This window comes from Sutcliffiella sp. NC1 (genome assembly GCF_027594365.1).
GTDB lineage: Bacteria > Bacillota > Bacilli > Bacillales > Bacillaceae_I > Sutcliffiella > Sutcliffiella cohnii.
The window spans coordinates 1,797,896-1,824,553 of record NZ_CP115153.1; the positions used below are offsets into that span (position 1 = coordinate 1,797,896).

At 36.1% G+C, this 26,658-nt stretch carries 27 protein-coding genes and 1 pseudogene; 23 read left to right on the forward strand and 5 right to left on the reverse strand.

Going from position 1 to position 26,658, the window contains the following annotated elements; all coding sequences use genetic code 11:
- The first annotated feature begins 10 nt into the window (after positions 1-10).
- Positions 11-925: a sensor histidine kinase gene (locus tag O1A01_RS09185; protein WP_270066079.1), complete on the forward strand. Its 915-nt coding sequence runs from the start codon at positions 11-13 to the stop codon at positions 923-925.
- A 199-nt stretch (positions 926-1,124) separates the two neighbouring features.
- On the opposite strand, the gene O1A01_RS09190 is transcribed toward O1A01_RS09185, so the two are convergent.
- The gene (locus O1A01_RS09190; protein ID WP_270066080.1) at positions 1,125-1,727 is read right to left on the reverse strand and encodes a restriction endonuclease; all 603 of its coding nucleotides are present in this window, start codon (positions 1,725-1,727) and stop codon (positions 1,125-1,127) included.
- 112 nt (positions 1,728-1,839) lie between these two features.
- Here O1A01_RS09190 and O1A01_RS09195 point away from each other — a divergent pair, with 112 nt between their 5' ends.
- The 3 genes from O1A01_RS09195 (at position 1,840) to O1A01_RS09205 (ending at position 3,995) form a co-directional block, all read left to right on the forward strand.
- The gene (locus O1A01_RS09195) at positions 1,840-2,049 is read left to right on the forward strand and encodes a hypothetical protein (protein WP_270066081.1); all 210 of its coding nucleotides are present in this window, start codon (positions 1,840-1,842) and stop codon (positions 2,047-2,049) included.
- A gap of 57 nt (positions 2,050-2,106) precedes the next feature.
- Complete coding sequence (locus O1A01_RS09200; protein WP_066415969.1) at positions 2,107-3,117, forward strand: LLM class flavin-dependent oxidoreductase; 1,011 nt, start codon at positions 2,107-2,109, stop codon at positions 3,115-3,117.
- A 260-nt stretch (positions 3,118-3,377) separates the two neighbouring features.
- Complete coding sequence (locus O1A01_RS09205) at positions 3,378-3,995, forward strand: hypothetical protein (RefSeq protein ID WP_066415966.1); 618 nt, start codon at positions 3,378-3,380, stop codon at positions 3,993-3,995.
- A gap of 192 nt (positions 3,996-4,187) precedes the next feature.
- Here O1A01_RS09205 and O1A01_RS09210 read toward each other — a convergent pair whose 3' ends face one another.
- Positions 4,188-5,411, reverse strand: a complete 1,224-nt coding sequence (locus O1A01_RS09210; RefSeq protein WP_066415963.1) for an MFS transporter — start codon at positions 5,409-5,411, stop codon at positions 4,188-4,190.
- Positions 5,412-5,846: 435 nt separating this feature from the next.
- Here O1A01_RS09210 and O1A01_RS09215 point away from each other — a divergent pair, with 435 nt between their 5' ends.
- The 6 genes from O1A01_RS09215 to O1A01_RS09240 all read left to right on the forward strand — a co-directional run bounded on the left by O1A01_RS09215 (position 5,847) and on the right by O1A01_RS09240 (position 9,391).
- Positions 5,847-6,170: an ArsR/SmtB family transcription factor gene (locus O1A01_RS09215; RefSeq protein ID WP_412766317.1), complete on the forward strand. Its 324-nt coding sequence runs from the start codon at positions 5,847-5,849 to the stop codon at positions 6,168-6,170.
- A gap of 3 nt (positions 6,171-6,173) precedes the next feature.
- On the forward strand, positions 6,174-6,566 hold the full coding sequence (locus O1A01_RS09220) for an SRPBCC family protein (RefSeq protein WP_066415959.1): 393 nt from the start codon (positions 6,174-6,176) through the stop codon (positions 6,564-6,566).
- A gap of 53 nt (positions 6,567-6,619) precedes the next feature.
- On the forward strand, positions 6,620-7,327 hold the full coding sequence (locus O1A01_RS09225) for an FAD-dependent oxidoreductase (protein WP_066415956.1): 708 nt from the start codon (positions 6,620-6,622) through the stop codon (positions 7,325-7,327).
- Positions 7,328-7,409: 82 nt separating this feature from the next.
- Positions 7,410-8,048, forward strand: a complete 639-nt coding sequence (locus tag O1A01_RS09230; RefSeq protein WP_066415946.1) for a cadmium resistance transporter — start codon at positions 7,410-7,412, stop codon at positions 8,046-8,048.
- A gap of 426 nt (positions 8,049-8,474) precedes the next feature.
- Positions 8,475-8,687 (forward strand): PF20097 family protein, encoded by a 213-nt coding sequence (locus O1A01_RS09235; protein ID WP_066415943.1) that lies wholly within the window; start codon positions 8,475-8,477, stop codon positions 8,685-8,687.
- A gap of 32 nt (positions 8,688-8,719) precedes the next feature.
- Positions 8,720-9,391, forward strand: coding sequence for a DNA alkylation repair protein (locus tag O1A01_RS09240; protein WP_066415941.1), 672 nt, complete (start codon positions 8,720-8,722; stop codon positions 9,389-9,391).
- Between the two features lie 180 nt (positions 9,392-9,571).
- Here the strand turns inward: O1A01_RS09240 and O1A01_RS09245 are convergent, their stop codons facing one another.
- Positions 9,572-10,063, reverse strand: a complete 492-nt coding sequence (locus tag O1A01_RS09245) for a hypothetical protein (protein WP_270066082.1) — start codon at positions 10,061-10,063, stop codon at positions 9,572-9,574.
- 190 nt (positions 10,064-10,253) lie between these two features.
- Between O1A01_RS09245 and O1A01_RS09250 the strand changes: the two genes are divergently transcribed.
- From O1A01_RS09250 to O1A01_RS09270, 5 genes are all read left to right on the forward strand, one after another.
- On the forward strand, positions 10,254-10,973 hold the full coding sequence (locus tag O1A01_RS09250; protein WP_066415937.1) for a spore coat protein: 720 nt from the start codon (positions 10,254-10,256) through the stop codon (positions 10,971-10,973).
- A gap of 309 nt (positions 10,974-11,282) precedes the next feature.
- On the forward strand, positions 11,283-11,735 hold the full coding sequence (locus O1A01_RS09255) for a YaiI/YqxD family protein (protein WP_066415934.1): 453 nt from the start codon (positions 11,283-11,285) through the stop codon (positions 11,733-11,735).
- A gap of 30 nt (positions 11,736-11,765) precedes the next feature.
- On the forward strand, positions 11,766-11,957 hold the full coding sequence (locus tag O1A01_RS09260) for a hypothetical protein (protein ID WP_066415931.1): 192 nt from the start codon (positions 11,766-11,768) through the stop codon (positions 11,955-11,957).
- Positions 11,958-12,030: 73 nt separating this feature from the next.
- Entirely contained in the window at positions 12,031-12,303 is a 273-nt protein-coding gene (locus O1A01_RS09265) for a hypothetical protein (RefSeq protein WP_066415929.1), read from the forward strand.
- Between the two features lie 493 nt (positions 12,304-12,796).
- Positions 12,797-14,062, forward strand: coding sequence for an L-lactate MFS transporter (locus tag O1A01_RS09270; RefSeq protein ID WP_066415974.1), 1,266 nt, complete (start codon positions 12,797-12,799; stop codon positions 14,060-14,062).
- Positions 14,063-14,291: 229 nt separating this feature from the next.
- Here O1A01_RS09270 and O1A01_RS09275 read toward each other — a convergent pair whose 3' ends face one another.
- The gene (locus tag O1A01_RS09275) at positions 14,292-15,506 is read right to left on the reverse strand and encodes an IS4 family transposase (RefSeq protein ID WP_270066083.1); all 1,215 of its coding nucleotides are present in this window, start codon (positions 15,504-15,506) and stop codon (positions 14,292-14,294) included.
- Between the two features lie 263 nt (positions 15,507-15,769).
- On the opposite strand from O1A01_RS09275, the gene O1A01_RS09280 reads away from it, so the two are divergent.
- From O1A01_RS09280 to O1A01_RS09290, 3 genes are all read left to right on the forward strand, one after another.
- Positions 15,770-17,065: an HNH endonuclease gene (locus O1A01_RS09280; protein ID WP_066415927.1), complete on the forward strand. Its 1,296-nt coding sequence runs from the start codon at positions 15,770-15,772 to the stop codon at positions 17,063-17,065.
- Positions 17,066-17,747: 682 nt separating this feature from the next.
- Complete coding sequence (locus O1A01_RS09285; protein ID WP_066415926.1) at positions 17,748-18,743, forward strand: zinc-dependent alcohol dehydrogenase family protein; 996 nt, start codon at positions 17,748-17,750, stop codon at positions 18,741-18,743.
- 543 nt (positions 18,744-19,286) lie between these two features.
- Positions 19,287-19,706 carry a GNAT family N-acetyltransferase gene (locus O1A01_RS09290; protein ID WP_066415924.1) on the forward strand — a complete coding sequence of 140 codons (420 nt, stop codon included), beginning with the start codon at positions 19,287-19,289 and terminating at the stop codon, positions 19,704-19,706.
- Positions 19,707-19,767: 61 nt separating this feature from the next.
- Here the strand turns inward: O1A01_RS09290 and O1A01_RS09295 are convergent, their stop codons facing one another.
- Positions 19,768-20,571 carry an IclR family transcriptional regulator gene (locus O1A01_RS09295; protein ID WP_066415922.1) on the reverse strand — a complete coding sequence of 268 codons (804 nt, stop codon included), beginning with the start codon at positions 20,569-20,571 and terminating at the stop codon, positions 19,768-19,770.
- Between the two features lie 240 nt (positions 20,572-20,811).
- Here O1A01_RS09295 and O1A01_RS09300 point away from each other — a divergent pair.
- The 5 genes and pseudogenes from O1A01_RS09300 to O1A01_RS09320 all read left to right on the forward strand — a co-directional run.
- Positions 20,812-21,399 (forward strand): annotated as a pseudogene (locus tag O1A01_RS09300) (NAD(P)/FAD-dependent oxidoreductase); the annotation flags it as partial.
- A 55-nt stretch (positions 21,400-21,454) separates the two neighbouring features.
- Positions 21,455-22,087 (forward strand): NAD(P)/FAD-dependent oxidoreductase, encoded by a 633-nt coding sequence (locus tag O1A01_RS09305; protein ID WP_270066084.1) that lies wholly within the window; start codon positions 21,455-21,457, stop codon positions 22,085-22,087.
- 24 nt (positions 22,088-22,111) lie between these two features.
- Complete coding sequence (locus O1A01_RS09310; protein ID WP_066415918.1) at positions 22,112-24,181, forward strand: hydantoinase/oxoprolinase family protein; 2,070 nt, start codon at positions 22,112-22,114, stop codon at positions 24,179-24,181.
- Complete coding sequence (locus tag O1A01_RS09315; RefSeq protein WP_066415917.1) at positions 24,178-25,869, forward strand: hydantoinase B/oxoprolinase family protein; 1,692 nt, start codon at positions 24,178-24,180, stop codon at positions 25,867-25,869. Before O1A01_RS09310 ends, O1A01_RS09315 begins: the two co-directional genes overlap by 4 nt.
- A gap of 22 nt (positions 25,870-25,891) precedes the next feature.
- Complete coding sequence (locus tag O1A01_RS09320) at positions 25,892-26,641, forward strand: SDR family NAD(P)-dependent oxidoreductase (protein ID WP_066415915.1); 750 nt, start codon at positions 25,892-25,894, stop codon at positions 26,639-26,641.
- Positions 26,642-26,658: the final 17 nt, after the last annotated feature.

The window sequence follows — 26,658 nt, forward strand, 5'->3', positions numbered from 1 at the left end:
GAAGGGATGAATGAAAGTGAATAGCTGGTTGATTATCATAATCTTAGGTTTCCTGCTGATGGTTTCCATCTCCAAGCTTCTATTGTTCCATTGGGATATTAGAAGGATGACAAAACAATTAGAGGAAATCAGTAAAAATTTCGGGACAAATGAATTAGTTCGTACGAATACTCATAATAAAAACTTGAGTAGATTTGCTACGAAAATCAATCAGCTCATTCAATTATACAAACAGAACCAACAGTCTGTCGAAAGAAGAGAAATGGAACTAAAGCAAGAAATCACCAATATCTCCCATGATTTACGAACTCCTTTAACATCGATCAAAGGATTTTCAGAGCTATTAACAGATCCGACTATATCGGAAGCTGATAGAAAAGAGTTTTTAGAAATTATCGAGAAGAAAATCGATAATCTCACGATGATTGTAGATTTATTTTATGAACTGTCACAACTTGATTCCTCTGACAAGAAATTGACGATGGAGAAACAGTCTCTAGATCAAATTGTTGTAGATACGATGCTAATGTTCTATGAAGATTTTGAGAAAGAGCAATTACAGGTACAATTGGTTGAGGAGAGTGTACCTCCTATTCTTGCTGACAACAAAGCAACCGTTCGGATTATAACGAACATCATTCAAAATGCTTTAACTTATGCTAAAAGCTATTTAAAAATAAGTTTTGTAGAGGAAGAGGAATACATTAGGTTAAGGGCAGTAAATGATGTGGAGAAGATTAATGCTGCGAAACTCCAACAGATTTTTAATCGAACTTATAGGCTGGATTCTAGTCGTACGGGTACACATCTTGGATTGGGGCTTCATATTGTTCAGCAACTTGTTAATAAACAGGGTGGAAAAGCAGTAGCTAATGTACGTGATAATGAATTTATTATGGAAGTGTCGTTTCGGAAGTGGGATTAGGAGTGAACGAGAGGGTAGGATCATTGTTCACACATTTTTAAAAGCAATGTCAAAAAAGTGTGGAACGATTTTATGATGACCCCCAAAAGTTAGGGTAGAAGTTTAAATGTTTTGACTGATTGAATAAAGCTAAAATTAAGAATGCTTACGAAATAGTTATGAACGTAAGCATCAATCGAATTAATAAGTTCTATACAAATCAAATCGGTGTATCCATTTGTTTTGGAAAGTTATTGGGTGGATCAATTGAAATTGCTTCGGAAATAGGATCAGTATAATTCAACCACATTTCTACTAAGTCAGTACCCGTAATTAAATCTATGTTTAATCCGTCTGCATACCAACGAGCATTTTCTGTAAAGTCTGAAGTTGTTACGACATATCCTTTTGAGGCACCTTGTTTGACCATATTTGAGTGTATTAATGCAATTGGTTCATACCCAACGTCAACCTTGTAACATTTAACTTGTCCTAACACTTTATCTGTTCCGATTCCATGTTCGATATCGACACCAAAGTCGCCTGTGCTTTTTGTCACGTACATATTTTCACCATACTTATGTTTAAGTATGTCTCCTACAAAATCTTCAAAACTTAAAGGGTTGCTTTTAAGAAATAGAGATGAGTATGTTTTTTCCTCATTTTCTTTGCAAAACCTTTGATAAATTCCTAGAGCTAAAGTACTTTTAAATTCGTTAGAAGAAAGATATTGTTTATTGACCTTTAGTTCTTTGGAGTCTTTATTTTTTCTCCATTGGTAAATGATAAATACTAGTAAAATTACTATTAGAATATATTCCACAAAAATCACCTCGTTATCATTATTAACGGTTAATCTTCGTTTATTCGATGTTTTGGCAATAAATGAAAATTTACTATGATAATAGATTCGAATTATTAGATGCCTATATTGGGTGAAGGAATTACTATTGAAAATGCCGATTGATTACTACAATTTAGTTGTTAGTTTTGGTGGTAAGGTCGATGTAGTTATTGTTGGTCGTAGCTATATTATACTGGCGGTATCCGAAGTAATTGATTTCCTGTCCCTCCGTTCATTCAGTTATGACAAAGCAAATTATTATGTAATAATCCTTTGTATGGAGTATCATAAATACTACTAATCAAACACATCCAAGCTCATCCAACTAATTAATTAAGAAGAAAGAAGTGGTTATTCTATGCAAATTAATAGACCGTCAAAATCCATAAATGAAATACCCTTTTCCGTCCTTGATCTTGCATCGATTGTGCAAGGGGGGACGCCTAGCCAATCTTTCCAACATTCGCTAGAGTTAGCACAGTTAACGGAAAAACTAGGCTATAAACGATACTGGTTAGCGGAGCACCACAATATGCCCGGTATAGCAAGCTCTGCAACATCTTTAGTAATTGGCCATGTAGCCGCGCATACTTCGACTATTCGGGTAGGGGCAGGTGGAATCATGCTTCCTAACCATTCGCCACTCTTAATCGCGGAGCAATTCGGAACGCTCGAAGCGATGTTTCCAGGCCGGATTGATTTAGGATTAGGTCGTGCACCAGGAACGGACCAACGAACAGCTCATGCCCTCCGTGGAGCAAACTACAACAATGGCGTTGAGTTTCCAGAACAATTAGAGCAACTGCAAGCCTATTTTGAAGGTTCGGCACCGGTACGAGCAATCCCTGGTGAAGGAGCGAATATCCCGATTTGGTTGTTAGGTTCTAGTGGATTTAGTGCAAGATTATCGGCACAACTTGGGATGCCGTTTGCTTTCGCTAGTCATTTTTCACCTGAAAACACAATACCCGCTCTAAAATTGTATTACGAGAACTTCCGACCGTCAGAGGATTATCAAGAGCCTTACGCAATGGTAGCAGTAAACGTCATAGCAGCAGATACGGATGAGGAAGCAGAATTACTTGCCACTTCGATCAAACAAAGCTTCCTAAACATGATGAGAAACACACCAACACAATTACAACCACCAGTAGAGAATTTGGATGAGCTCATGAGCCCATACGAAAAGGCGATTTTAGAAAAACAATTAGGTTCCACAATTATTGGAAGTCCAATCACCGTAAAGAAAAAGCTGCAATCTTTCTTAGATGAAACAAAGGTAGATGAAATAATGGTGAGCACAATGGTTTATGACCACAACGCTCGACTCTACTCCCACCAACTCGTGGCTGAAATAACAAAACGGTAAAACGTATTGGGGTATTTCTAAATAACAAGTGAAAAAGAGATAAAAAACTCTTTTGTAAAAGGGAAGCGTTTCTTCACCAGGAAGAAACGCTTTTTGGGGTGAGAATATGTACCAAGGAAAGATACTAATCTAGGAGAAGACCAAGCTATTCAGTAATACCACCAAACGCTTAAATAACTCAACTTTTTATTAAACAATGAATGGTAGTAGTAGAATTAGGAAACCTAATACTGGAATAAAAAATCTTAAAGAGGTTTGTAATGAAAAAGAGACGAAATAAAAGAAATCAGCATTTCGCTTTGGTAGTAGGTATTATATTAATAAGTTTCTTCAATAAATCTATTCGCGATATACCTAAGTATTATAAAAGTCTCCTTTATGTTAGTTCATTTAATTTGATTTATTATTATCTTTGTAAAAGACATCTCGTTTGGGAGTTTATTCCGACTGGGGTTAACTGGTTAATTATTAGAATAGCGCATGTGATAATAGTAACTCCATTATTAGTAGTTATATTTTTATCAAAAATGCCAGTAACATTTTTTAAGAAATGTATACATCTATTAAGGTCGGTTTTTATCGCTACTGTTGTGGAATTTTTTGCTCACAAGAAACAATTAATCCTCTACGCTCATGGTTGGAATATTTATTGGTCCAGTTTATTATACGGAAAGATGTTTATGTACAGCTATTTATTCACTAGAAAACCTTTAACTACACTGTTTCTATCTTTATGCTCCACTGTTTTTTTAATATTTAAATTCAAAGTGCCGTTAAAACGGAAGCATATTTCCGAGTACTTTAAGCCATTTACTGACCTTTATTACCATACGTTTATCGAGGATTTATTTAGTCGTAAAAGACGGAAAATATTATGAGATTAAATGAGGGAACATAAGCTATATGTCCAAAAATGTTAACAACAATTGAAAAAATGTGTAAACCACTAATTCCAATCCCCTTGTTAATACTCTCCATTCCGCCTTTATATCTTCCTTCTAAACCAAAAAATAAAAGGCCGGGTACCATAATCAAAAGAGGTACTTGGCCTTTCGAAACAGCTATGAATGTTAACTTACACGTGCCTGCAATGTTGCCTTTTCGGCTAATCTTACCCTCTTCATTTGTCTTCGAAGGACGAAAAAATAGGCCAAGAATGCGATGATGATGCTTAAAGCACTTAATAGAAAAACGGCTTTGAAACCTGCTTGAAGGGAAATAAAACCTAACGCAATTGCTCCGCCACCGCTACCCAAGTCTTTTGCTGTAAAAAACGTCGAGTTCCCTGCACCTCTTCGATCAGGGGGGCAAAGTTTAATCATAACAGCATTTAAAGCGGGCTCCACAAAACCTAATCCTAATCCATAGAGGACACCTGAAATAATAAAACCTCCGAGTGTAGATGCATAGGCTAACACGACAAATGAGCCGGCCATGATAAATAAACCAGGGATAATGACGTAGGAACTACCATATTTATCTGCTAATTTCCCACCAACAATTCTTGTGAACAATAGAGCAAAGGAATACACCGTAAAATATAAACCGATATCAACAATCCCTAAAGATAGCGCAAAGGTTGGAATGAAGGTTAACGCTGCACCCATCGCAACATAGACAAATGCCGTTACCAACCCAGTTGGAAGAGCAGTTTTCTCAAAGAGTAGTTCCGAGATTTTACGTTTTTGTTTTGATTTTACAAAAGCATTCGGATTTCGTTTTTCATACGTAATAAAAAGGCTACAAACAATGGAGATCAAACCAATCAAACCGGCTACAATAAAAAGTACTTGGTAATTAAACTGTTGAATCAAATAAATACTTAAAGCTGGTCCAATGGCCGTCGCTAGTGTATTGGATAAACCGTAATAACCGATCCCTTCTCCTAACCGTTTTTTTGGAACAATATCTGAAATAACAGTTCCGGCAGCATTCGTCGTAGCGCTGAATCCTATTCCGTGTAAACTACGCATTATCAATAGTAGACTAATAGAAAATGCAACAACATAGGAAAGGGTAATAAATGCGGCTACGATAGCACCAATAATGAGCACAATTCTACGACTCTTCTCATCTGATAATTTACCAAAATAAGGTCTAAAAAGTATGGCTACAAACATGAAAAAACCGAAAAGCATCCCGGAAATCGAATTATCGCCGCCGAGATGAATCGCGTATAACGGGAGTGCTGTCATTAACATATTGTTTGAAATCTGTGTTGACATGGCATAACTAAACGTTAAAAAATAATCTTTCGTCCATAATTTTTCTACAGTACTTTGTTGTTCCAGCAAATAATATCCTTCTTTCTATATATAGTAATGTGATAATAGTATTTGATTATTATAGTACGAAAGTTAAAAAGAATCAAAAAATAAAACGGATGAAGGGGAAAGAAAGTCGAGGACATGGAAATTGATAGTTTCGTGTGAGTTTAACTTGAAACATCATTTGCGAACACAATTTTATAAGTATAACATTGTTAGAAGTTAATTTAGAACCAATTGCTCCTTCCAATTTAGTTCATACAATCCATAGAAAAACTCTTGTACTAGCTGGTAGCATTTCTTTAAGATGAAGAAACGCTTTTTTTCGATTTTGTCGAGTTCTATATTCCCTGTCCTTTGTTTACTACCGTTTATTCAAACAAATCTAACTATTGACTAGACACCATTTAGTGTCATATAATAATGACACTAAATGGTGTCTTATTTTTTGGAGGTGGGAGGATGTTGGAAAATACTTGCCGAAAGGATGACGTGTATGTAGCGATTGCGGATCCAACAAGGCGTAAAATCATACGTTTGTTGGCAGATGCGGAGGAGCTACCTCTATACGAATTAACTGCGCAATTTGACATGGGGCGTACCGCTGTATCCAAACATTTGGCGGTCCTTAAAAAAGCAAATTTAGTTACGAACCGCAAATTTGGTCGAGAAACAAGGTATCGATTAAACGCAGCTCCCTTACAAGAAGTAAAAGACTGGTTATCCTTCTATGAGAAGTTTTGGAATGAAAGAGCGATGTTACTAAAAAATATATTGGAGGAATAAAGTATGGCAGATTTATCATTAGATTTTCAATTTAAAAGCCCGATTAATAAAGTGTGGGACGCATTAACCCATTCGGATACGCTCGCACAATGGGTGATGGAAAATAATTTTAGACCAATTGTAGGATACAAATGCCAGTTCCGAAACCCGGAAATAGGGTTAATTGTAGAAAGTGAAGTATTGGTAGTAGAAAAGCCTTTTAAGCTATCTTACACATGGGTAGGTGGACCAATAAACACGATTGTCACTTGGACATTAAAAGAAGATGGCGACATAACTTACTTACATCTAGATCAAACAGGATTCGATGAAGAAAATCAAGCGGCGTTCAATGGCGCAAAATATGGTTGGTCATATATGGTAGAAGAGCTGAAAAAAGTGATGGAGGAAAAGTAAGGCATTTTTGAGGAAAATAGAAATACGGAGAGGGTTACAGGAGGAGTAAGCAAATGAGTTTTTTTCAAGATATGATTGCTATATTTAAAAAGAAAGAATTAACATTTATAGAAAGCTATAAAGAAGCAGACGATGTGTACAGTTTTTTATTTGAAAAAGAGCCAGATTTAACATGGAAAGCCGGGCAACATGGTTTGTTTCGAATTACGCAACGAAAAATAAAAAATCATACCCGTCCATTTACGATAGCATCTGCACCAGCCGAAAATGTAGTGAAACTTACGATGAAAATCAATGATAATCCGAGTGAGTTTAAGAAAGCAATGTTAGAGTTAGAAAAGGGAATGAAAATTAGTATGAGCGGACCGGTTGGATCGTTTTATTTAAAAGAGGACGTTCCGGCACTCCTAATTGCAGGCGGAATTGGTATTACCCCATTTCGATCAATAGTAAAACAAATAGAAGCAGAAGGTACTAACACGAAAAAGCCAATTCACCTCTTTTATTACGACAGCAATGAATCCTTCGTATATAGAGAAGAATTAGATGAGATTGCAAAAAACACATCTATTCAAATAACGTACCTTCAATCAAGAAATGACTTACGTCAACAAATCGACCAATTCACTAACTTAAATAAAAACGATGCACAGTACTTCGTTGCAGGACCAAAATCAATGGTAGACTCCATCTCTACCCACCTACAAAAAAACAGCATTACTAAAAAGAATATCCACAAAGATTCTTTTTACGGGTATTAAGGGAGAACGGTAGGAAGTTGGGACAGTGGTCACAGGAACTGCGTGCACCTGTAACCACTAAACAAGAAAGGTAGGCAATCGCATGTTAACAACCATCATTTCATCAATTGTCGCGTTTGCCTCTACAAATGTTGATGACATCTTTATCCTAATGGCTTTATTTTCACAAATAAGGACAGCTAAAGTCACCGGGAGTGAGGCAGCTGTTTTGACAAAACCCGGACTACAGACCAGGCATGTTGTAATTGGTCAGTTTCTCGGTTTTACTTCACTAGTCGCTCTAAGCATTATTGGTGCACTAAGCTCTTTTTTCATTCCTGTTCCATGGATTGGAATGTTAGGTTTTGTTCCAATATACATGGGGGTGAATGGGCTACTAACCTTGCGGAAAAGTAAAGAGAATGACGAGGATGTTACCAACATATCAGGGACTGGATCAGTTATAAACGTAGCCGCTATAACAATTGCCAATGGTGGGGATAATATTGCAATCTACATACCGATTTTTGCTAGTCAGCCAATCAGTCATAATGCAATCACGCTAATAGTCTTCTTTATTATGCTGGCATTGTGGTGTTTCCTTGGTTATGCACTTGTTATGGCGCCAATAGCAGCAAAGGTCTTGGAAAGATACGGGCATGTCGCAGTTCCAATTATATTAATTGGTCTCGGATTGTTCATTCTTTACCATAGTGGTAGTTTCAGTTTATTACGTTTCTAGTTACTACGGTCACTCAGCTAAAGAAGGCAATGGGACCATAAAGAGATGTTGCTTACCAAACTTGGATAAATGCCTTATAGTATGGGGGCTGTGCACGCATTTTGTATGAACGAATTCCAGGCCCTTCTTCCTCAAAATACTACAGGCTATTAAGTCCTTACTTGATAATGTTTAAAGATAAGTTCGTAAAAAAGAAGACTTGTCTTAAAGGTACCTTAAATTGAATACAAGGTACCTTTTCTTTGTTTGAGGAATCATTTCCATATTTATGAATAATGAAAACAATAATTTGTTATTTTCTGTTATCATTTTAGTATGAAGGATTGGTAATATTGTGAATTTTTTCACTTAAACTAATGACCCGTTAGTTCGAAAAGGAAATAGAATACAAACGAAGGGAAAATAGAAAAGGTGGTATGAGTAAATATGAGCGATATTGTAAAATGTTCTGAATGTAGTACTGAGGTAAAGCAGGGGTACATTTTTTCTCCACGACGAATTTGTTGGTCAGAATCAGCTGATTCAATCTATGCTGATTTTGGTAGTGAAGTATTAGTAAAGGATTCAATTCTAAAAATGAGTAAAATTCCAGCAATTAGATGTGAAGGATGTAATTTGGTTACTTTTAAATACAAATAACTATTTAACGGTTAATAAAGGAGTTGTATTAAATGAATGAAAACAAAGATACAGAGATAAAACGCTCTTCAAAAGCAGAAAACATTCTAGCTCAGATCAATAGTAAAACTAAGCTAGGCGACTTACGAAAAATCGCGAAGGAGATTAAAAAAGATCACAAACTAGCTATGGAACTTTGGTCAACCGAAGAGTTTTTGCAGAGACTATTAGCAATCTTAATTATGGATAAAAAACTCCTTTCACAAGATGTGCTAAATAAGCTTGATAAGGATATGCAGAGGCACACGTTTGATGAGCGAAATAACTTAATGGATTGGTTAATGGCTAATCAGCTCACGAAAGACAAGAAGACGATTTTCTTGATGGAGTCATGGCAAAAAAGCCCTTCTGCTCTTCAAAGGCGAACTTTCTGGTATTATCAGGCGCGATTAAGATGGACGGGACAAACACCGCCTGATAACACGGCAGACTTACTATCTGCATTAGAAGCTAATATTACACAGGAAAAACCGGAAGTTCAATGGGCTATGAATTTCACTGCAGGCTGGATAGGCGTCTATGATGAAAAAAATCGTGCACGTTGTATTAAACTTGGTGAGAAAACGGGTCTTTACAAAGATGACATAGTAGCAAAAGGATGTACTCCCAGCTATTTGCCGGAGTTCATTACGGTGGAAGTTAACAAACGACATAATAATAAATAATATATTAGGGTTTAATGGGAAAATAAAGAGATTCAAAGCCTCAATATGAAAATTGTAATAGGCTTGGAACGAAAAATAAAGAAAACAACGCGTTATTAGCTTAGAGTAAAAAATATCAACGCTAATTTTCAACTATCAATAAACAAGGGGTCTTTTAACCCCTTATTTTTCTAAAAGAGATTAACAGATTACAATGATTTTATAGGGAGTTGTTTGGGCTGGTATGCTAAATGTAGTAGGCCCATATACAACAAGAAGGTTTCGATTTGCAGGATTCAAAGTGAAGGGCTGATTGTTTTCTAATAATATAGGAGTATTACTAGAAATATTCAATTGTAACTGCCCATCACTACTTATCAGCTGGCTGTTAAAATAGTCTACCTTTACATTTTGATAAGGGTTATCTTTTACAATAATAAGGGCTTGATATTGTGGTGGATAAATAAGAAGTACAGGTGCATTGACATCATAAAAACCAGTTACACGGTCTCCAATTGAAACAATAACATGGTCTAGAAAATAGGTTTTTGGACTAATAACGAAATTTACTATTGAACCATCCTTTCTTAATAAGGACATTAATTTAAAACACCCCATTAATTCCTCATCGGAACTTACTAAGTGATCTTGAATCATCGTAACCGTACCAGAAAAAGAACTGAATGTTTTCATTTTTTCCCTCCTTAATGATGAAAAAAGCAGAAAAAGCAAAGGAAGCAAAAGAACCGATCCCATGCATGTAATTGACCTTATAAATTTTATTATGAATTTGAATAGATATACCTTAATAATTGCAGCTTTATAAGCATATTAATTCTAATTAGAAAATGTTTATGATCGTCATCGTGAAAGGGAGTATGGTATGAATAATTTTTATTCTATGACTTATTCGAATCAACCGATTATTGTTTCATTTGCTCGTGGGGATGTAACTGGTGATAGAGTGCCAGATAATGTCTACTTAACCGGAATTACTACACCAGATAGTCCATTTATTCAAAATATTACCCTTCTCGTACAAGATGGTAGAACTGGAGTAGTAAACAGTGTTCAACTTCGTGAGAATGCTGGTTACAATCCTACTATATTCTTGGGGGATTTTACCGGCAATGGAGTAGATGATATGTTAATAAGTATTAATACTGGTGGTAGCGGAGGAATCATGTACCATTATATTTATTCCTTCGTGAAAAATACAGCCCAATTACTATTTGATTTCAATATATATAATGAGCAATATCAATATGAGGTTTTTTATAAAGACAATTACAAAGTTGAGGTTGTCAGCAAGATCAATAATAAAAAGTACATTATAGACATTTCTACAAAAGATCCTGAGTATTTAAATGAAATATATGATGAAAACGGGAATCTGAAGAGTCCTATTACAGGCTTTGTGAATCCTCTAAGCGGCTTATATCCTGTAGATTTTGATTCAAATAAAGTATTTGAGCTATTAGCGTACCAAAAAATTGCTGGAAGATATAATGCGGATTCTTTAGGGTATGTTTTAAACACACTAGGATGGCATAATAATAGGTTTGGATTGCAAAATCAGTATGTAGCTATTTTGGGATATTAGAATAGTATTTATTTTCATGTTTATTTTACTAAAAGGTGTTGAACTATTACTTTAACAACCGGTAGCGAGAGCTGAACAACAAACAATTTTGTTGTTGTGGTAGATAAGGTCTTTTGTTATAGAAAAAGGATAGATGTATATGGTTAGTTAGCCGGTACATTTATCCTTTTTATTTTTGAATTTGTTGGCATTTAACTTATACGACCATTTGCCATCACCATTCTATAAGTATAAGATGAGATAAAAGGAAGAACGGGCTAGTCCAGTTGAAAAAGAGAGTAAGTCTAACTTGTTAACAGGAGGTAAAAGATGAAAATATATGTGGATGCAGATGCTTGTCCGGTGAAAGATATTATTATTTCGGAAGCAAGGAAGTATGAAATTCCGGTTATTCTTGTAACAAGCTTTTCTCATTATTCTAATGCAGAACAGCCAGCAGGAGTGGAAACCATTTATGTCGATTCTGGAGCAGATGCTGCAGATTATCGGATTGTGAAGTTAGTGAAAAAAGGAGATATAATCGTGACGCAAGATTATGGTCTTGCATCGCTAGGTTTAGCAAAAGGAGTGATCGTCCTTCACCATAAAGGTTTTACATATTCAAATGAAAATATTGACCAATTATTACAAACACGTTATTTAAGTGCAATGGCTCGAAAAAGCGGACAGCGAACAAAGGGACCAAAGCCTTTCACCGCAGAAGACCGAGAGCAATTTAGAGATCACTTTAAAAAGGTTCTCTCTAGTGAGAAATCAAACTAAACTCAGAAATTTAGATAGGAGATAAATATCTTGAAATATATAAAATCACAAATGCAACAACTAATAAAGGAAAATAAAGAACTACATACACGCTTTAAAGAACTGAAGGCAGAGCACGGTTTAGAAAAAAACAATGCCCTCAAAGCCTTGTACCATTCAGAAGTAGCGGATGGCGGAAAGTATCAGTCGGCTTACCAAGCGCTTGACCGGCCTAAAGAGTAGACGCTGATCTCTTATTTATACATACTAGAATTCTGTTAGGATAATATGAGCTTACCTATTGGAGGTTATATAAATGAAAGAAATTAAACACTTACTATCTAAGGCATTAAAGTCAAACAAAAAAGTAATAAAAGGCGAAGAGTTCAGTGTTGAGGCACATTTAAAGAAGCGATCAGATAATTACATTACTCTATATGCCAATGATGTGGTTGTAGCCGTATATGATGCAGATGACCAAGATTTGAATATACTCAAATACGACTATCGGAAGGCAGTTAAATTTTTTGGTGAATGTTTGGAAGATGAGGGAATGGAAGTTTATATTGATGAGGGATTAATGGATTGATGAGTCGGGTAATGTAGGTGGAGGCTGGTTTACGCCTTGGGCTAAGCTCTTTTAAAAGATAAAATAACTTACCCTGGAGTACCCCAGCTAATAGGTTGGGTTATTTTATTTCCATAATGCTGATTACTTTAATGGGAACCTGTTATTGTTCGACTGATAGTGATACCAGCACTATCGGTCTTTTTTATTATATGGGCTTAGTCAACAATAATGACATTACCTCGGTCACAAATAATTCACATAACATTGAACTTATTATGAACCTGTCTACACAACTATGTGAAAACATTCACAAGATGGTAAAGTATAGACATATAGATATAACAAATAACTGTATTAATTAGGGGAGGATGCAAGTGACGAAAAAATATTCTTCAAATACATATGAGAATATAACTTTACAAACATAGCACACAAAGAAAGGAAGTCTTCCTAAAACCAACAATAAACTTAGTTAAAAACCACAAAAAAAACTAGAGAGTGAGTGAGAGGATTGAATACTAACAAAAATCGATGGTTCATTGCATTATCTGCGATTGCTATCCATATATCTATTGGTTCTACTTACGCATACAGTGTATATACAAAACCTATTGCAGAATCGATAGGTTGGAAAGCGACAGAAGTAACTTTAGCATTTACTCTTGCTATTGTGTTTTTAGGCTTATCAGCTGCAACGTTTGGACGTATGGTCGAAAGAATAGGCCCTAGAAAGTCTGCCATGATAGCCGCTGTTCTATTTAGCTCAGGACAAGTTGGGGCTGGTTTCGCAGTTTCTACCGAGTCACTACTCCTATTTCTTATTTTGTATGGTGTAGTCGGGGGGATTGGATTAGGGATTGGCTATATTTCACCTGTATCTACCTTAGTAAAATGGTTTCCTGATCGAAGGGGGTTAGCTACAGGAATGGCGGTATTTGGATTTGGAGCGGGTGCACTCATCACGAGCCCCGTTGCAGCTAGGTTAATTGAAAGTGTAGGAGTATCTACTACTTTTTATATATTAGGAACCATTTACTTTATTCTTATGATATGTGGGGCCATGTATATTACAAGACCTCCACAAGGATGGGTACCTAAACTTCAGGCTAAGGTAAAAGAAGGTAACACAAAGAAATTAAAAGAAGACTTGGACCAACTAACAGCAAATGAAGCAATAAAAACGAAACGATTTTGGCTTCTTTGGGGAATGGTTTTTATTAATATTAGCTCGGGTATTATGATTATCTCGGTAGCTTCTCCATTATCCCAAGAAATGGTAGGGCTCAATGTAGCAGCTGCAGCCTCTATGGTAGGACTTATGGGTATTTTTAATGGTGGAGGAAGAATTGGATGGTCCAGTGCATCCGATTATATTCAACGACCTACAGTATTTTTAATCTTTTTTTCGATTCAAATCTTCGCATTTTTAACCTTACCACATGTAACAAATGTTATATTATTTCAGATATTAATTTTTAGTATTATGACGGTATATGGTGGTGGATTTGCGACCCTCCCTGCCTTTATTGGAGATATATTTGGTACGAAGGAGCTTGGTGCCATTCACGGGTATATTTTAACAGGGTGGTCTTTAGCTGGGGTTGTGGGACCAATTGTCGTATCTTCTATCCATGATGCTACCGGAACTTACACCCCTGCCTTTTTAGTCTTTACGATATTGTTAGTCGTTGCCCTATTTCTAACTGTACTAATTAGATACGATATTAAAAAAATAAAAGAGGAGAAAAAAGACCCAGTTTACAAGATAGCTAACTAAAAATAACATATGGGAGGACAATGGAGGAGGGAACAGGAAAAATTGTGCACACATTTGCAAACAGAAATGTAAAAAAATGCTTGAACGACTTTCCTGTCCACTAGCGTTGCACGATTTCCTCTTAGTTGAATTTATGTATTTTTTTTCAAGTCGCTTTTGTCCGCATAAAGAAAAAAGGGAAACGAGGTTACTTTCGACCTTGTTCCCTTTTTTTTACAATTGTTAATTCCTATCGACGTTTTCTTTCCTTAGTTCCCTTTTTATCCAAAGCTACATTTCCAAGTTCCGGCGACACCTTTTGTTTTGGTATTGGAACCTTTTGTCTTCCTTTAGACGTTTTTTTGTTTTTCTTATTTAACGCTTTAGTAAATGAGCCTACTGTTTTATACAGATAGGTTTGTAGTAGTCTAAAGAATTCCCAAGGTGTCTTTTTAGAGTTAGTTTGGAGTTTAACGATTAAAGTTAACCCATATGCAATCAAGGCTAAAAACATTTGATTCCATATTCCTTGCGGCTTTGTACTCCATATTTTTGTAAATCTTAAGTGCTGTTTGATCCATTTAAAGAACAACTCTATCGTCCATCTTGCTCGATATAATTCCATTATTTGTTGATCTGTGAGGTCAAATCTATTCGTTAGAATTCTATACGTTCTTTGTTTTTCATCGATGAATTCTACGTACCGAACTGGTGGTTGAGAAACAGTATAGGATACTTTTGCGTCTTGAACCACGGATGAGTGGGTAGGTGTATATTCTTCCAAGATACCCAATCGCAGTGACTTGGATACCCGTGCTACAAACGATATCTCCTTCGCTTGCCAGGATTGCAGATTCTCTCTTGAAGGATAGCCACGGTCCATTATATAGATATAGTCTGATTCTTCTATCATTACATCCGAACTTTCAAAATCACTTAACCTTCCGGAAGATGGTACAATCTTGTCTGCATATACAACATCGGGTGACGCAACCATTAGTCTTGTATGCATTTTAACGCCAGTTTTCTTCTTCGAAATCTTTGCCCAGTCACATAAATTATGAGGTAACTTTATTTCAGTAGAATCAATAATTCGTAACCTACCTAACCCATTTGGAAGTCCCATTAACCCTTTAGTAAGTTGAGAGAGTTTCTCTACAACTTTTATAAATAGTTTTTGTACTAGTTCAGTTGGCAGTTCGTTAATTCTACGGCTTAACTGTGATCTACTGATTTCCTCTATCCCAATTTCCATACGAAGCTCTGGATAAGCCTCAAGCTTTTCTTCCATATGGCTATAGGAACTCCAATGATCCAGTTGAGCAGCTACAAACGTTTTAACCAATGATTTAGTTGAAAGTTTATAGTTACTATAATCCAATAATGGACAATCAAAATCCTCAGTAGGAAGAAGTGATAAACATTGACAAATAAGCATTTCACGTTCTATACTATCTTTATTCATTTTTAAAGCTCCTTTGTAGATGACTTGTTTGTTTAAGGGAACAAAACAAGGTCACACATTCTACAATAGGAGTTTTTTTATTAAATGTAAATCCATAATTATTGAAATTATGGATTTTTTTGGAAGTCATGCAACGCTAGTGTTTCCTGTCCCTCTGTTCACCAAATCATGTTAATTTTGTGCATCTAACAATAACTCTCATTTATTTTCTCTGTCACCTTTTATATAATAAAGAAAGTATATGAAAAAGGTGTGTTACACGCATGAAACATCAAGAGTTTACCTACAAAGACGTACATTTTAAAAATATTCCTAAAGAAGTAGATGTAACAAAAGAAAAGCATTTAGCTACAATGGAGTATATTTATCAATGCCATAGGAATAATGACTTGCAAGGGATTTTCCCATATACGAATGATGGAAAACTAATTGTTACATGGGGACGAGGACAATTTGAAAGAGAGATATCTAAACCTCGTGACTTGTTAAGGGGCGAAATTCTTTTTACAGATGTTAGATATGAACTTAATAACTCTCATAAATTAGTATTAACGAAGCAAAGTTTGAAAAGAATAGAAAAATTAGAGCACGCTCTCGAACAAAATAGGGAAGGGTTTAGCTTTGCTTTCCCGAAAATAATAATAGATAACAAAGAGATTTTTAAAGTGCCGTGTAAAGATGTTGACATACTCAAAATCACAATTCAAAGAAAAAATCGAATTGCAGGTAACTTATATTTTAGCGATGTCTTGCATAATGGTTATGGGAAGATACTAGAAAATGAGCGACTAAGATTAGTAGATATCCAAAACCGTCTTCGTAAATACACATTAGAGGAACTTGAGCAAATCCTTGTAGAAGAAAATAAGGTCGAACATGTTAAGGTTATCCATGTAAGAGGAAAGAAGTTAATGAATATTCCTTCCTTTGTTTCGTTATCTGACTTGGAACAAATGGAAGTTTCAGGTCCTTTAAAACCTCTAAGTGAGTCTAGTGGTTTAGAAGTAAAGAGTGCTCCAACAGAAATGGAATCAATAGACAATAATATTAAGCATACCAATGTTAAACTCGCACCTGATATTTCACGAGAACCGATAGGCTCTATGAGACCTCGGAAAGTAGATAATGTACAACCTTATACTACCTCCAGAAAAATTATCATAAAAGAAGGGTCACTAAATCCTGTTAAAGAGTCTAGAGAAGTAAAGGTTGTATTACGAGATCAAACCCTTGTCCAACAATTAAAGCAACTATATCGCCATACGTGTCAAGTGTGTGGAGAAGTAGTAGAAACAGGATTTAATCAGTACTCTACTGAAGTACACCATATTCAACCATTAGGATTGCACAATGGACCGGATATGAAAGAAAACATGATAGTACTTTGCCCAAATCATCATGTAATGTTCGACAGAGGAGCAATAACGTTAGACCTTCAAAATGAACGTGTTCAACATATTAATGAAAACAACTCACTACACAATAAGAAAATTACGATCAAACATACGATTCATCAAAAATATGTCGACTACCACAATTTAATGATTCTGAAAAAATGAGGCAGAGTTGGGGGGCATAGTTGTAACTGCCCTCCACTGCCTTAAAGTATAATGTGGAAAAGAATCTCTTTTTTTTGTATTTTTTCCTATAGAACTCATTGTGATGTTCCATTATTTTTGACTTATATGGACCTTCCATTTTCACCTCAAAAAAGATTTCTCCTATCACGCAACTTTGACAACCCACACTGTTCCTAATACTCTTCTACAACTATACGATTCTTCCCGGTACACTAGCCTTTAAAAAAGGGGTTCCATTTTTAAAGAGAATGCTAGTATTTTAATAGCCCGCTGATTACTGTTCAAACTCTTAAAATAAGACCTAATCAATACTGTATTTTCATATGTTTTTAAAGCTTTTATTAGAAATAGTATAGCAAATTTTTCCCCACTAAAACGGTAACTACATTAGTCTTTGTGACTTTTTTACAAGTGCTCTAGATACAATTTTTTTCTGTCAATCCCTAAACTGAGAAGGTACTAACTAATTAAAAATGTGCGACTATTAAATCTATAATATATAAAGTATAATTTTAATTGTAAGAAGAATCTAAAAATTCGAAACCCATCTTAGCAAACCTTCAGAACGTAAATAGAAAGTACGTAACCTGGAAAGTATCAAGAACAAATTATCCACAACAAGCGCCTATTTTAAATTAAAGGAAAAGGAGTTTGAGAAAAAATGAAAGCACTGGTAATAAATAAGTTTGGAGACCCATCTGTTTTTGAAATTACTGAAATTCCTAAGCCTAAAGTAGTTACAGGGCATGTCGTTATTCATGTAAGAGCAACAAGTGTAAATCCAATTGATACAAAGGTTCGTGCCGGCTTCGTTCCAGCAGTTGCGCCAGAGTTCCCAGCTGTACTACATGGCGATGTAGCAGGAGTTGTCGCAGAAGTCGGAGAAGGGGTAACAGAGTTTCAGGTTGGTGATGAAGTATATGGGTGCGCCGGTGGTTTTAAAGGAACAGGTGGTGCACTTGCAGAATATATGCTGGCGGATGTTAACCTTCTAGCTCATAAACCGAAAAATTTAACGATGGCCCAAGCAGCTGCTCTTCCTCTAGTAACTATTACTGCATGGGAGTCACTTTATAATCGTGCAAATGTGCAAAAAGATCAAACAGTACTCGTTCATGGAGCTACAGGTGGTGTAGGTCATATTGGAATTCAGTTAGCAAAGCTTGCGGGAGCCAAAGTATTTACAACGGGCTCATCTGACGAAAAGTTGAGCATAGGAAAACGTTTAGGTGCAGATAAAGTTATTAATTATCGGGAACAATCCGTTGAAGAATACATCAAGGAAAATACCGATGGAAAAGGGTTTGATGTTGTGTTCGATACGGTTGGTGGCGATAACCTTAATCGGTCATTTGAAGCAGCTGCCACTTATGGAACTGTTGTAGCAATCGCAGCACGTTCAACACATGATTTGTCCCCTCTACATGCTAAAGCACTGTCCCTACATATTACGTTCATGTTATTAAAGGTAATTACTAAGGACCAAAGACAGGAATATGGGGAAATATTGAAAGAGGTAACAAAACTAGTTGAGGCAGGAAAACTAGTGCCACTTGTCGATGAAAAAGTTTTCACCTTTGATCAAGTTAATGAAGCGCATTCTTTATTGGAATCTAATAAGGCAGTTGGAAAAGTAGTATTAGTGAATGAATGGTAACTTAACAAAGAAAAACGAAAAGAGTAGAGGGTAACGAGTAAAATATTTCTTCTTACTGGGCTAACATTATAGTTGGTGTTTCTGTATTTCAAGATTTATATGGTACCGTAATGAACGAGAAGCAAAGCTAATGTTGAAAGAAAAGTAATAATTTAATAGGTTCGTAAATAAAAGGACAGTTTTTTCTGTGCTTTTAAATTTTATTCTGCTAGTTCATCTTCAGGGGAAATCAAAACTGTAAAATAGTAGTATTACAACGCAAGGAGAACTGTTCTAATATTTCTAAAGCAAAAAAACCCTCACAGAAGCTTTAAGAAATAGCTTGAGTATTATTATATTAATATGTGTAAGTCTATTTCTTGTAACCCCTTATACTATATTTAGAGTATTAGTTGTTTTCTTATTGTTTTATAATTTTTCTCAGTTTTTGTCTAAGAATAAATCAAGTTTTTTAATAATACCAAATAAACCTATAATCGTATGAATATGATTGAAAATGAAATTAAAAAAAAATTTTGTAAATTTCTTCGAGAGGTGAATTGGATGATTAAAGAATTAGTCAAAGAGCTAGAATGGCTTGCAGCATTTCCTGTGATAAATGAATTAAGAATTCATTTAAACCAAAAAACATATTTCGACTTTCTTTGTAGTATGAGGGAAGAAGGATATAGAATGTTTGCTTTATATGAAAATAATAAAATTGTTGCAGTTGCCGGAGTTACGATAAAAACTAATTTTTATTATGGGAAACATGTCTTTGTGTATGACTTAGTTACTCAGTCGACTCACCGTTCTAAGGGGTATGGGGAGCAATTACTTTCATACATTCATGAATTTGCAAGAGATAGTGGGTGCGGTATGGTAGCTTTAGAATCTGGGTTAGCAAGAGTAGACGCACACAGATTTTATGAGACCAAAATGGGGTACGAGAAATTTTGTTACTCATTTAAAAAAGTTCTATAAGTACTAAGCGCCATCCAAAACTTGTATAATGGCTGGCGCATCTTCTTATTTCTAGTGTGCCTTAAAAGTATCTTGATATTAACGATTCTAGATTGTGTGCGTGTTTTCTTAAGGCATCTTTATAATAGGTTATGTCAGATAAACTATTAGAAAAGGTGCTATGTAAAAAGATGCCGACTGATAAAACTACCTCGCCTTTGCCATTAAAAATTGGACAGGCAATAGCATGAATTCCTTGTGTATGCTCAGAATTCGTTTCAGCAATTCCCTCGTGTCTAATAGTTCTTAATTCTTCTTTAAACTTTTCGGGATCCGTAATTGTATTTTCAGTGTAACGTGGAAGATGTCCATCCACCATAAATGCTGAAATAATCTTGGTAATTTCAGAATCAGGTAAATGAGCAAGATAACATTTACCAACAGCACCACCAATGACTGGGAACGTTTCACCAGGCGAAATCGTTAACCTTATTTGCTGATCTGGTTCTTCTTTTGCAATGTAAACCAAATGTAAATCATCATTTGGTTTGGCTAAAACGACAGTCTGGTTAACTTCTTCGCAAATTGTGGACAAATAAGAGATTGATGTATTCATAAAGTCATTCATCTCTTTAGATCGCAATCCAAGAAAAATCAAATAAGAGCCTAGTTTATAGCGTTTACTAATCGGATCAAAGTGAACATAATCTTTGAGCTCCAATGTTTTTAATATTCGTAGACAAGTACTTTTACTAATGCCAAGGGCACTTGATAGTTCAGTCAATGTGCTTTTTTTGTATTTTTCCTTCGTTAAAAATTCTAGTATGTTAAGTGCAGAATACACAGAAGGGATAAAGTTACTGTTCTTTTTCTCTAATTCACTCATTTTAAACCTACCTTTAAGTATATTTTTAGTTTTCTACTCTAAGAACATAAATTTATAATATTCGATATTTTTAGAAAATTACATTGACAGCGAAATGGACGGTTTGTTATATTCAATTATATCAAATAAGAAATGAAGTTTCAATATTGAAACAATTCTAGAACAATCTGAGAATGTGAATGCAATTAATTCATTCAAATAAGCCTTTTGATTACATTTGGAGAAAAGGGGTTAATAAGCATGATTCACACAGATTCACTATGGGCGGCCACATCAAATCCATTGAAAATACGACCATCACTTGAGGGGGAAATCCAGACAGATATAGTAATAATTGGTGCAGGGTTCACGGGACTGGCTACAGCCTATTACTTACGAAAAGCAGGAATCAATTGTGTTGTTTTAGAAAAAAACGTCGTTGGTTGGGGAGCTAGTGGAAGAAATGCCGGGATGGTATTAACAGGATTCAAGAATAGTATTCAAAAAATTGAAAAGCGTTGGGGTCGAGAAACAGCGAAAATATTTCTTGATCAGTCCAGTTTAGGGATTGAAAAAGTACGTGAAATTGTTAAAGCGGAAGGAATTGAATGTTCGTTAAGTGACTGTGGTAGCATGAAAGCTGCATTCAAATCAAGCCATTCGGAAGCTTTGAAACGAGAACAAGAGTTTATGTGGGAAGCTTATAAGTATGAGCTCCAATACGTTGACCGAAACCAGCTAAAAAAAGAGTTGGATAGTGATTTTTATTACGGTGGGTTAATAGATTTTAAGAGCTCTTCATTCCATCCGTTAAACTATGCAATAGGTTTGGCGAATGCAGTGGAAGAAAAAGGTGGAGAAATTTATGAACAAACAGAAGTCAGCTCAGTAGAGGAGAATCACCATGGATATTCTGTTAAGACTGAAATGGGGTGTTGTTCAATCCTCTCATATTGTTTTTGCCACAAATGGCTACACGGAGAAACTCAACAAAAAATTAACTCGCTCCATTATGCCAATGGGCAGTTATATTATTGCTACAGAGTCACTTGGAAAAGAGATTACCGAACGGCTCATCCCTAATAACCGCATGATATCAGATACGAAGAATTTTCTATATTATTTCAGGAGAACGCCGGATGAACGCATTTTATTCGGTGGTCGGGTGAGTTTTAATAGTAAAGAAGATGAAAGCCTTTATCAATCTCTAAGAGAGAATCTATTAGAGGTATTTCCAGAATTATCGGATAAGAAAATTGAATACAAATGGGGCGGAAAAGTGGCTTTTCCAATGGACTTTTTTCCGCATGTTGGCACCATAAAGAAGACCATTCATTATGCATTAGGTTATTGTGGACATGGGGCATCTACTTCTACTTTGTTCGGTGAATATGTTGCACAGAATATTATCAATCCTAATAGAGAGAAATCAAAATTGGAAGAACTCCCATTAAGGACAATTCCACTACACAGTCAAAAAAACTTGCTACTAAATCTTGCTGGTAATTATTATTCATTACTGGATAAAGTTAAATAAATCATCACAAAGTGAGGGGAAAAAATGACAACAAACTATAAACTAGCCGTAGATGTTGGAGGGACATTTACCGATGTTGTTTTATTCAACGAGCAGCAGAAGAAGCTGCATTTTACAAAAACTCCATCTTCTCCAAATGATCCTTCAGAAGGTGTAATTAATGGAATTAGGAAAATCATGAACATAGCACAAATCAAGCCAGAACAAATAGATTATTTTGTACATGGGACAACGTTTGCAACTAACGCTTTTCTTGAAAATAAAGGCTCCAAAGTAGCCCTTTTTACAACACAAGGATTTAGAGATGTCATCGAAATTGGGAGACAAAAGCGTTTAAAGCTTTATGATTTATTTCAAGATAAACCACCCAGTCTTGTTGACCGACAATTTCGTTTCGGTGTACGTGAACGAATGAAGGCAGACGGAGAGGTCTTACATACGTTAAATGAAGAAGATGTTCGGAAATTTGTACGAATAGTAAAAGAAAATAATATCCATTCCATAGCTGTATCTTACCTCCATTCCTACAACAATCCACTTCACGAACTAAGAACAGAAGAAATTATTAAAGAAGAATTCCCTGAATGTCATGTTTCGTTATCCCATCATGTTTCACCAGAATTTAGGGAATATGAACGAACGATCACCACTGTAGTTAACGCCTATTTAAAACCAAAAACAAAAAATTATTTTGTTAATTTAGAGAAAAAACTAGAACAACTCAAAGTGAAAGTTCCTTATATCATGAAATCCAATGGCGGTATTATGACGATGCGCGAAGCATCAGAAAACGTAATTCAAACCTTACTTTCAGGTCCAGCTGGTGGGGTCGTCGCTGCAGGGTTTATCGCTGAGAAGCTAGGCATCAATAATATTATTACCTTTGATATGGGCGGTACGAGTACCGATGTTGCTTTGATTAAAGATGGCTCTCCACAAACGACACTTGAAAGTAGATTGAAAAATTATCCTTTAAAAGCACCAATGATTGAAATGGAAACGGTAGGAGCTGGGGGAGGAAGTATTGGGCGTATCGATGAGGGAGGACTTTTTAAAGTTGGACCTGAGAGTACTGGGGCGTTTCCTGGTCCTGCCTGTTACGGAAATGGGGGTGGGAAAATCGCAATCACAGATTTTAACCTTTTGTTAGGAAGAATTGATCCAGAATATTTCCTTGGTGGAGAAATGAACTTAGATCTTGAAGCTGCAATTAAAGCGCAACAAAAACTCCTTGAACAATCTCACCTCTCTGCAGATGAGATCTCCGTTGGGATGGTAAAAATAGCGAATCATCACATGGCTGAAGCAGTGCGTCTAGTTTCAGTCAGAAAAGGGCATAACCCTGAAGAGTTCACTTTATTCGCTTTCGGTGGAGCTTCACCGCTTCATGCCACAGCGATTGCACGTGAACTAGGAATTCAAAAAGTTGTGATTCCGAATGCATCCTCCGTGTTATCAGCATTTGGATTTTTAGTGGCAGACATAAAACACGATTTTACAACAACCAATCTTATTTCGCTCGATATAGCGAATTTACCAAGAATTGTCGGTGAATTCAATACGTTAGAAGAACGTGGCAAACAATTGCTAGAAAAAGAAGGGGTAATACTTGAAAACCAAGAATTGCGTAGATCAATAGACTTACGATTTAAAGGCCAAGCATTTGAAATAAACGTAGAACTGGAAGAGCAGGACGACCAAATAAACTTGGAAAATATATCGCGTAAATTTTTTGAATATTATGAAAGGGAGTACGGGTATTGTGACCAAAGTCAACCAATTGAAGTGGTGAACTACCGTCTATCTGCGATTGGTTTAACTTCAGAAATTGGCCTTGAACATTACGAAGAACTGCAGTTAGAACCGCCTGAAGATTCAAGAAAACAAAAGCGTAATGTTTACCTATTTTCAATAGATCAATTCGAAGAAGTTGAGGTGTTTTATTTAGACAAACTGGTTAGCGGAAATCGCATATCTGGACCGGCAATTATCGATGGCTTGGACACAACAATTATTGTTGAAGTAAATGAAGAAGCGCAACTTGATCGTTTCGGAAACATAATTATTTCATTAGGAAAGGGGTTATCCTCTTGATTGCAGCAAATATTAACCCAATCACAATGGAAGTAGTAGGTCATTCGTTTATGTCAATTGCAGAAGAAATGAGTGCTGCCTTACAGCGAACAGCCTATTCAAGTATTGTCCGCGAGGCATTAGACTTTTCAACGGCTGTGTTTGATCAAAATGGAAATTTAATCGCACAATCAGATAATATTCCGACCCATTTAGGGTCAATGGGAGGAACGCTGAAAGGCATTTTGAAAAATCATTTTACACAAGCCGAAATTTTTGAAGGCGATCAAATTATGATTAACCATCCCTATATGGGGGCTTCTCATAGTCCAGATATTCTCTTATTTGCTCCCGTTTTCGTCAAAGATACATTGGTTGGTTTTTGCGGAAGTATGTGCCACCACGTTGATGTCGGGGGGATTGCTCCGGGGAGTGCCCCGGGGAATGCGACAGAACTTTATCAAGAAGGGTTGCTAATCCCACCAGTGAAATTGTATGAAAAAGGGATAGAAAATCAAACCCTAATCAGTATTATTCGAGCTAATGTAAGAATGCCTTCTTACACATTAGGTGATATAAGATCACAAATTTCAGCGAATGAAATCGGTAAAAAAAGAGTAAGGAATTTGTACGAGAAATACTCAATTAAAACGATTCAAGAGATTGTTCAAGCGTGGGAAACTTATTCGGAAAATCGCATTAAAAGCAAAATAAAAGCAATCAAAAATGGGATTTATACTGCCTCAGGTCATTTAGATGATGATGGGGTGGTAAAGAATGAGCAAATCCAACTCCACGTGAGTATTGAAATTTTAGACGACAAAATGATCTATGATTTTACCAAATGTGCCGATCAAGCGAAAGGTCCATTTAATGTCACGGAGGAAACGGTAAATGCTGTAGCTTATTATATAACCAGATGTGTAACGGATTCATCTGTTCCCCAAAACGAAGGTGCTTATAAGCCGATTGAAGTCAGAACCAAAAAAGGGACCATCCTAAACCCACATTTCCCTGCACCAGTGAGTGGTCGATATCACACAATTATGAGGTTAAGTGATATCTGTCTTGAAGCGATGTCAAAAGCACTTCCAGATAGAATTCCTGCTTCTAGTAATGCACATGCAACGACAGTGGCAATTGGTGGAAATAATCCGAAAACGAATGACTACTTTGTTTATTATGAATTGAATGGTGGAGGGATGGGGGCTCGCCCAACGAAAGATGGATTAAGTGGTATTGATGTTCATGTTGGGAACTGCATGAATGTGCCTATTGAATCAGCTGAATTAGAGTATCCACTATTATTTCATACTTATGAACTCCACCAAGATTCTGGGGGGATGGGAGAATACCGAGGTGGATTAGGGATTATAAGAGAAATCGAAATGCTTGAAGATCAATTAACACTAACGACACGCGGCGATGGCGAAACTACCAATCCTAAAGGATTTTACGGTGGACTTGATGGTCGGCCTGGTCAAAAAATATTAAATCGTGGAACAGAAAACGAACAAAGACTATATGGGAAAACGACAAGTTTAATTGTAAATAAAGGCGATATTTTATATTTTGAAACCCCCGGATCTGGTGGCTACGGTTCACCGAAAAACCGACCAAAAGAAAAAGTAATTCAAGATTATAAAGATGGCTATATTTCCGCAAAGGCTATGAAAGAAGTCTATAACCTTGAAATCGAAGACAACTAGATGACTAAGGGGGGATTGAACAATGCGTTTAGCTGACAAGGTTGCGGTAGTGACAGGGGCGACAGGGGGAATTGGAAAAGCTATTTCAGAAAAATTTGTAAAAGAAGGGGCGCAACTTTTATTAGTTGACCTAGATCAGCAACGTTTAGAGGAGTTGAAAGTCGAGTTAGCACCATTTGGCCAAAAAATAGAAGTGATTGTAGCTGATGTTTCTAGTAAACAGAGTTGGGAACAAATTCTCGATAAAATTGATTCTGAATTCACTACAGTCAATGTATTAGTGAATAATGCTGGAATCAGTGGCAATGAAGGGTTATTAGAAACAGATTATCAGAGATGGAATCAAATTATTCAAACAAATTTAACGAGTGTGTATTTAGGGATGTATGAACTCTTGCCTAAAATGATTGCATCGGGAGGAGGTTCGATCATCAACACATCGTCTATTTTTGCAATAATAGGGTCGGGGAAAAATGCGGCTTATACTGCTGCGAAGAGCGGAATGATGGGCTTAACAAAAACAGCCGCAGTTGAATTTGCAAAAAATTATGTACGAGTCAATACGATTCATCCAGGAATGATTCGTACACCAATGACAAAAGCAAAGTTAGAAAAACCAGAAATCCTTGCTCGATTTAGAACTCTTACGCCTTGGCCTGATTTTGGTGAACCAGATGATATTGCTTATGGTGCTGTTTACCTAGCCTCAGACGAATCCAAATTCGTGACAGGTACCGAACTGGTGATTGATGGAGGGTATGTGACTCAGTAAATGAAAGAGGTGGCGAA

Bases quoted from the DNA above. Each gene is read 5' to 3' on its own strand.
- O1A01_RS09265 (WP_066415929.1), top strand. From the start codon at position 12,031: ATGAAAGAAATTAAACACTTACTATCTAAGGCATTAAAGTCAAACAAA.
- O1A01_RS09295 (WP_066415922.1), bottom strand. From the start codon at position 20,571: ATGAGTGAATTAGAGAAAAAGAACAGTAACTTTATCCCTTCTGTGTAT.
- O1A01_RS09200 (WP_066415969.1), top strand. From the start codon at position 2,107: ATGCAAATTAATAGACCGTCAAAATCCATAAATGAAATACCCTTTTCC.
- O1A01_RS09205 (WP_066415966.1), top strand. From the start codon at position 3,378: ATGAAAAAGAGACGAAATAAAAGAAATCAGCATTTCGCTTTGGTAGTA.
- O1A01_RS09255 (WP_066415934.1), top strand. From the start codon at position 11,283: ATGAAAATATATGTGGATGCAGATGCTTGTCCGGTGAAAGATATTATT.
- O1A01_RS09280 (WP_066415927.1), top strand. From the start codon at position 15,770: ATGAAACATCAAGAGTTTACCTACAAAGACGTACATTTTAAAAATATT.
- O1A01_RS09320 (WP_066415915.1), top strand. From the start codon at position 25,892: ATGCGTTTAGCTGACAAGGTTGCGGTAGTGACAGGGGCGACAGGGGGA.
- O1A01_RS09225 (WP_066415956.1), top strand. From the start codon at position 6,620: ATGAGTTTTTTTCAAGATATGATTGCTATATTTAAAAAGAAAGAATTA.
- O1A01_RS09275 (WP_270066083.1), bottom strand. From the start codon at position 15,506: ATGAATAAAGATAGTATAGAACGTGAAATGCTTATTTGTCAATGTTTA.
- O1A01_RS09290 (WP_066415924.1), top strand. From the start codon at position 19,287: ATGATTAAAGAATTAGTCAAAGAGCTAGAATGGCTTGCAGCATTTCCT.
- O1A01_RS09245 (WP_270066082.1), bottom strand. From the start codon at position 10,063: ATGAAAACATTCAGTTCTTTTTCTGGTACGGTTACGATGATTCAAGAT.
- O1A01_RS09250 (WP_066415937.1), top strand. From the start codon at position 10,254: ATGAATAATTTTTATTCTATGACTTATTCGAATCAACCGATTATTGTT.
- O1A01_RS09235 (WP_066415943.1), top strand. From the start codon at position 8,475: ATGAGCGATATTGTAAAATGTTCTGAATGTAGTACTGAGGTAAAGCAG.
- O1A01_RS09185 (WP_270066079.1), top strand. From the start codon at position 11: ATGAAAGTGAATAGCTGGTTGATTATCATAATCTTAGGTTTCCTGCTG.
- O1A01_RS09305 (WP_270066084.1), top strand. From the start codon at position 21,455: ATGGATATTCTGTTAAGACTGAAATGGGGTGTTGTTCAATCCTCTCAT.
- O1A01_RS09230 (WP_066415946.1), top strand. From the start codon at position 7,410: ATGTTAACAACCATCATTTCATCAATTGTCGCGTTTGCCTCTACAAAT.
- O1A01_RS09220 (WP_066415959.1), top strand. From the start codon at position 6,174: ATGGCAGATTTATCATTAGATTTTCAATTTAAAAGCCCGATTAATAAA.
- O1A01_RS09285 (WP_066415926.1), top strand. From the start codon at position 17,748: ATGAAAGCACTGGTAATAAATAAGTTTGGAGACCCATCTGTTTTTGAA.
- O1A01_RS09240 (WP_066415941.1), top strand. From the start codon at position 8,720: ATGAATGAAAACAAAGATACAGAGATAAAACGCTCTTCAAAAGCAGAA.
- O1A01_RS09310 (WP_066415918.1), top strand. From the start codon at position 22,112: ATGACAACAAACTATAAACTAGCCGTAGATGTTGGAGGGACATTTACC.
- O1A01_RS09215 (WP_412766317.1), top strand. From the start codon at position 5,847: ATGTTGGAAAATACTTGCCGAAAGGATGACGTGTATGTAGCGATTGCG.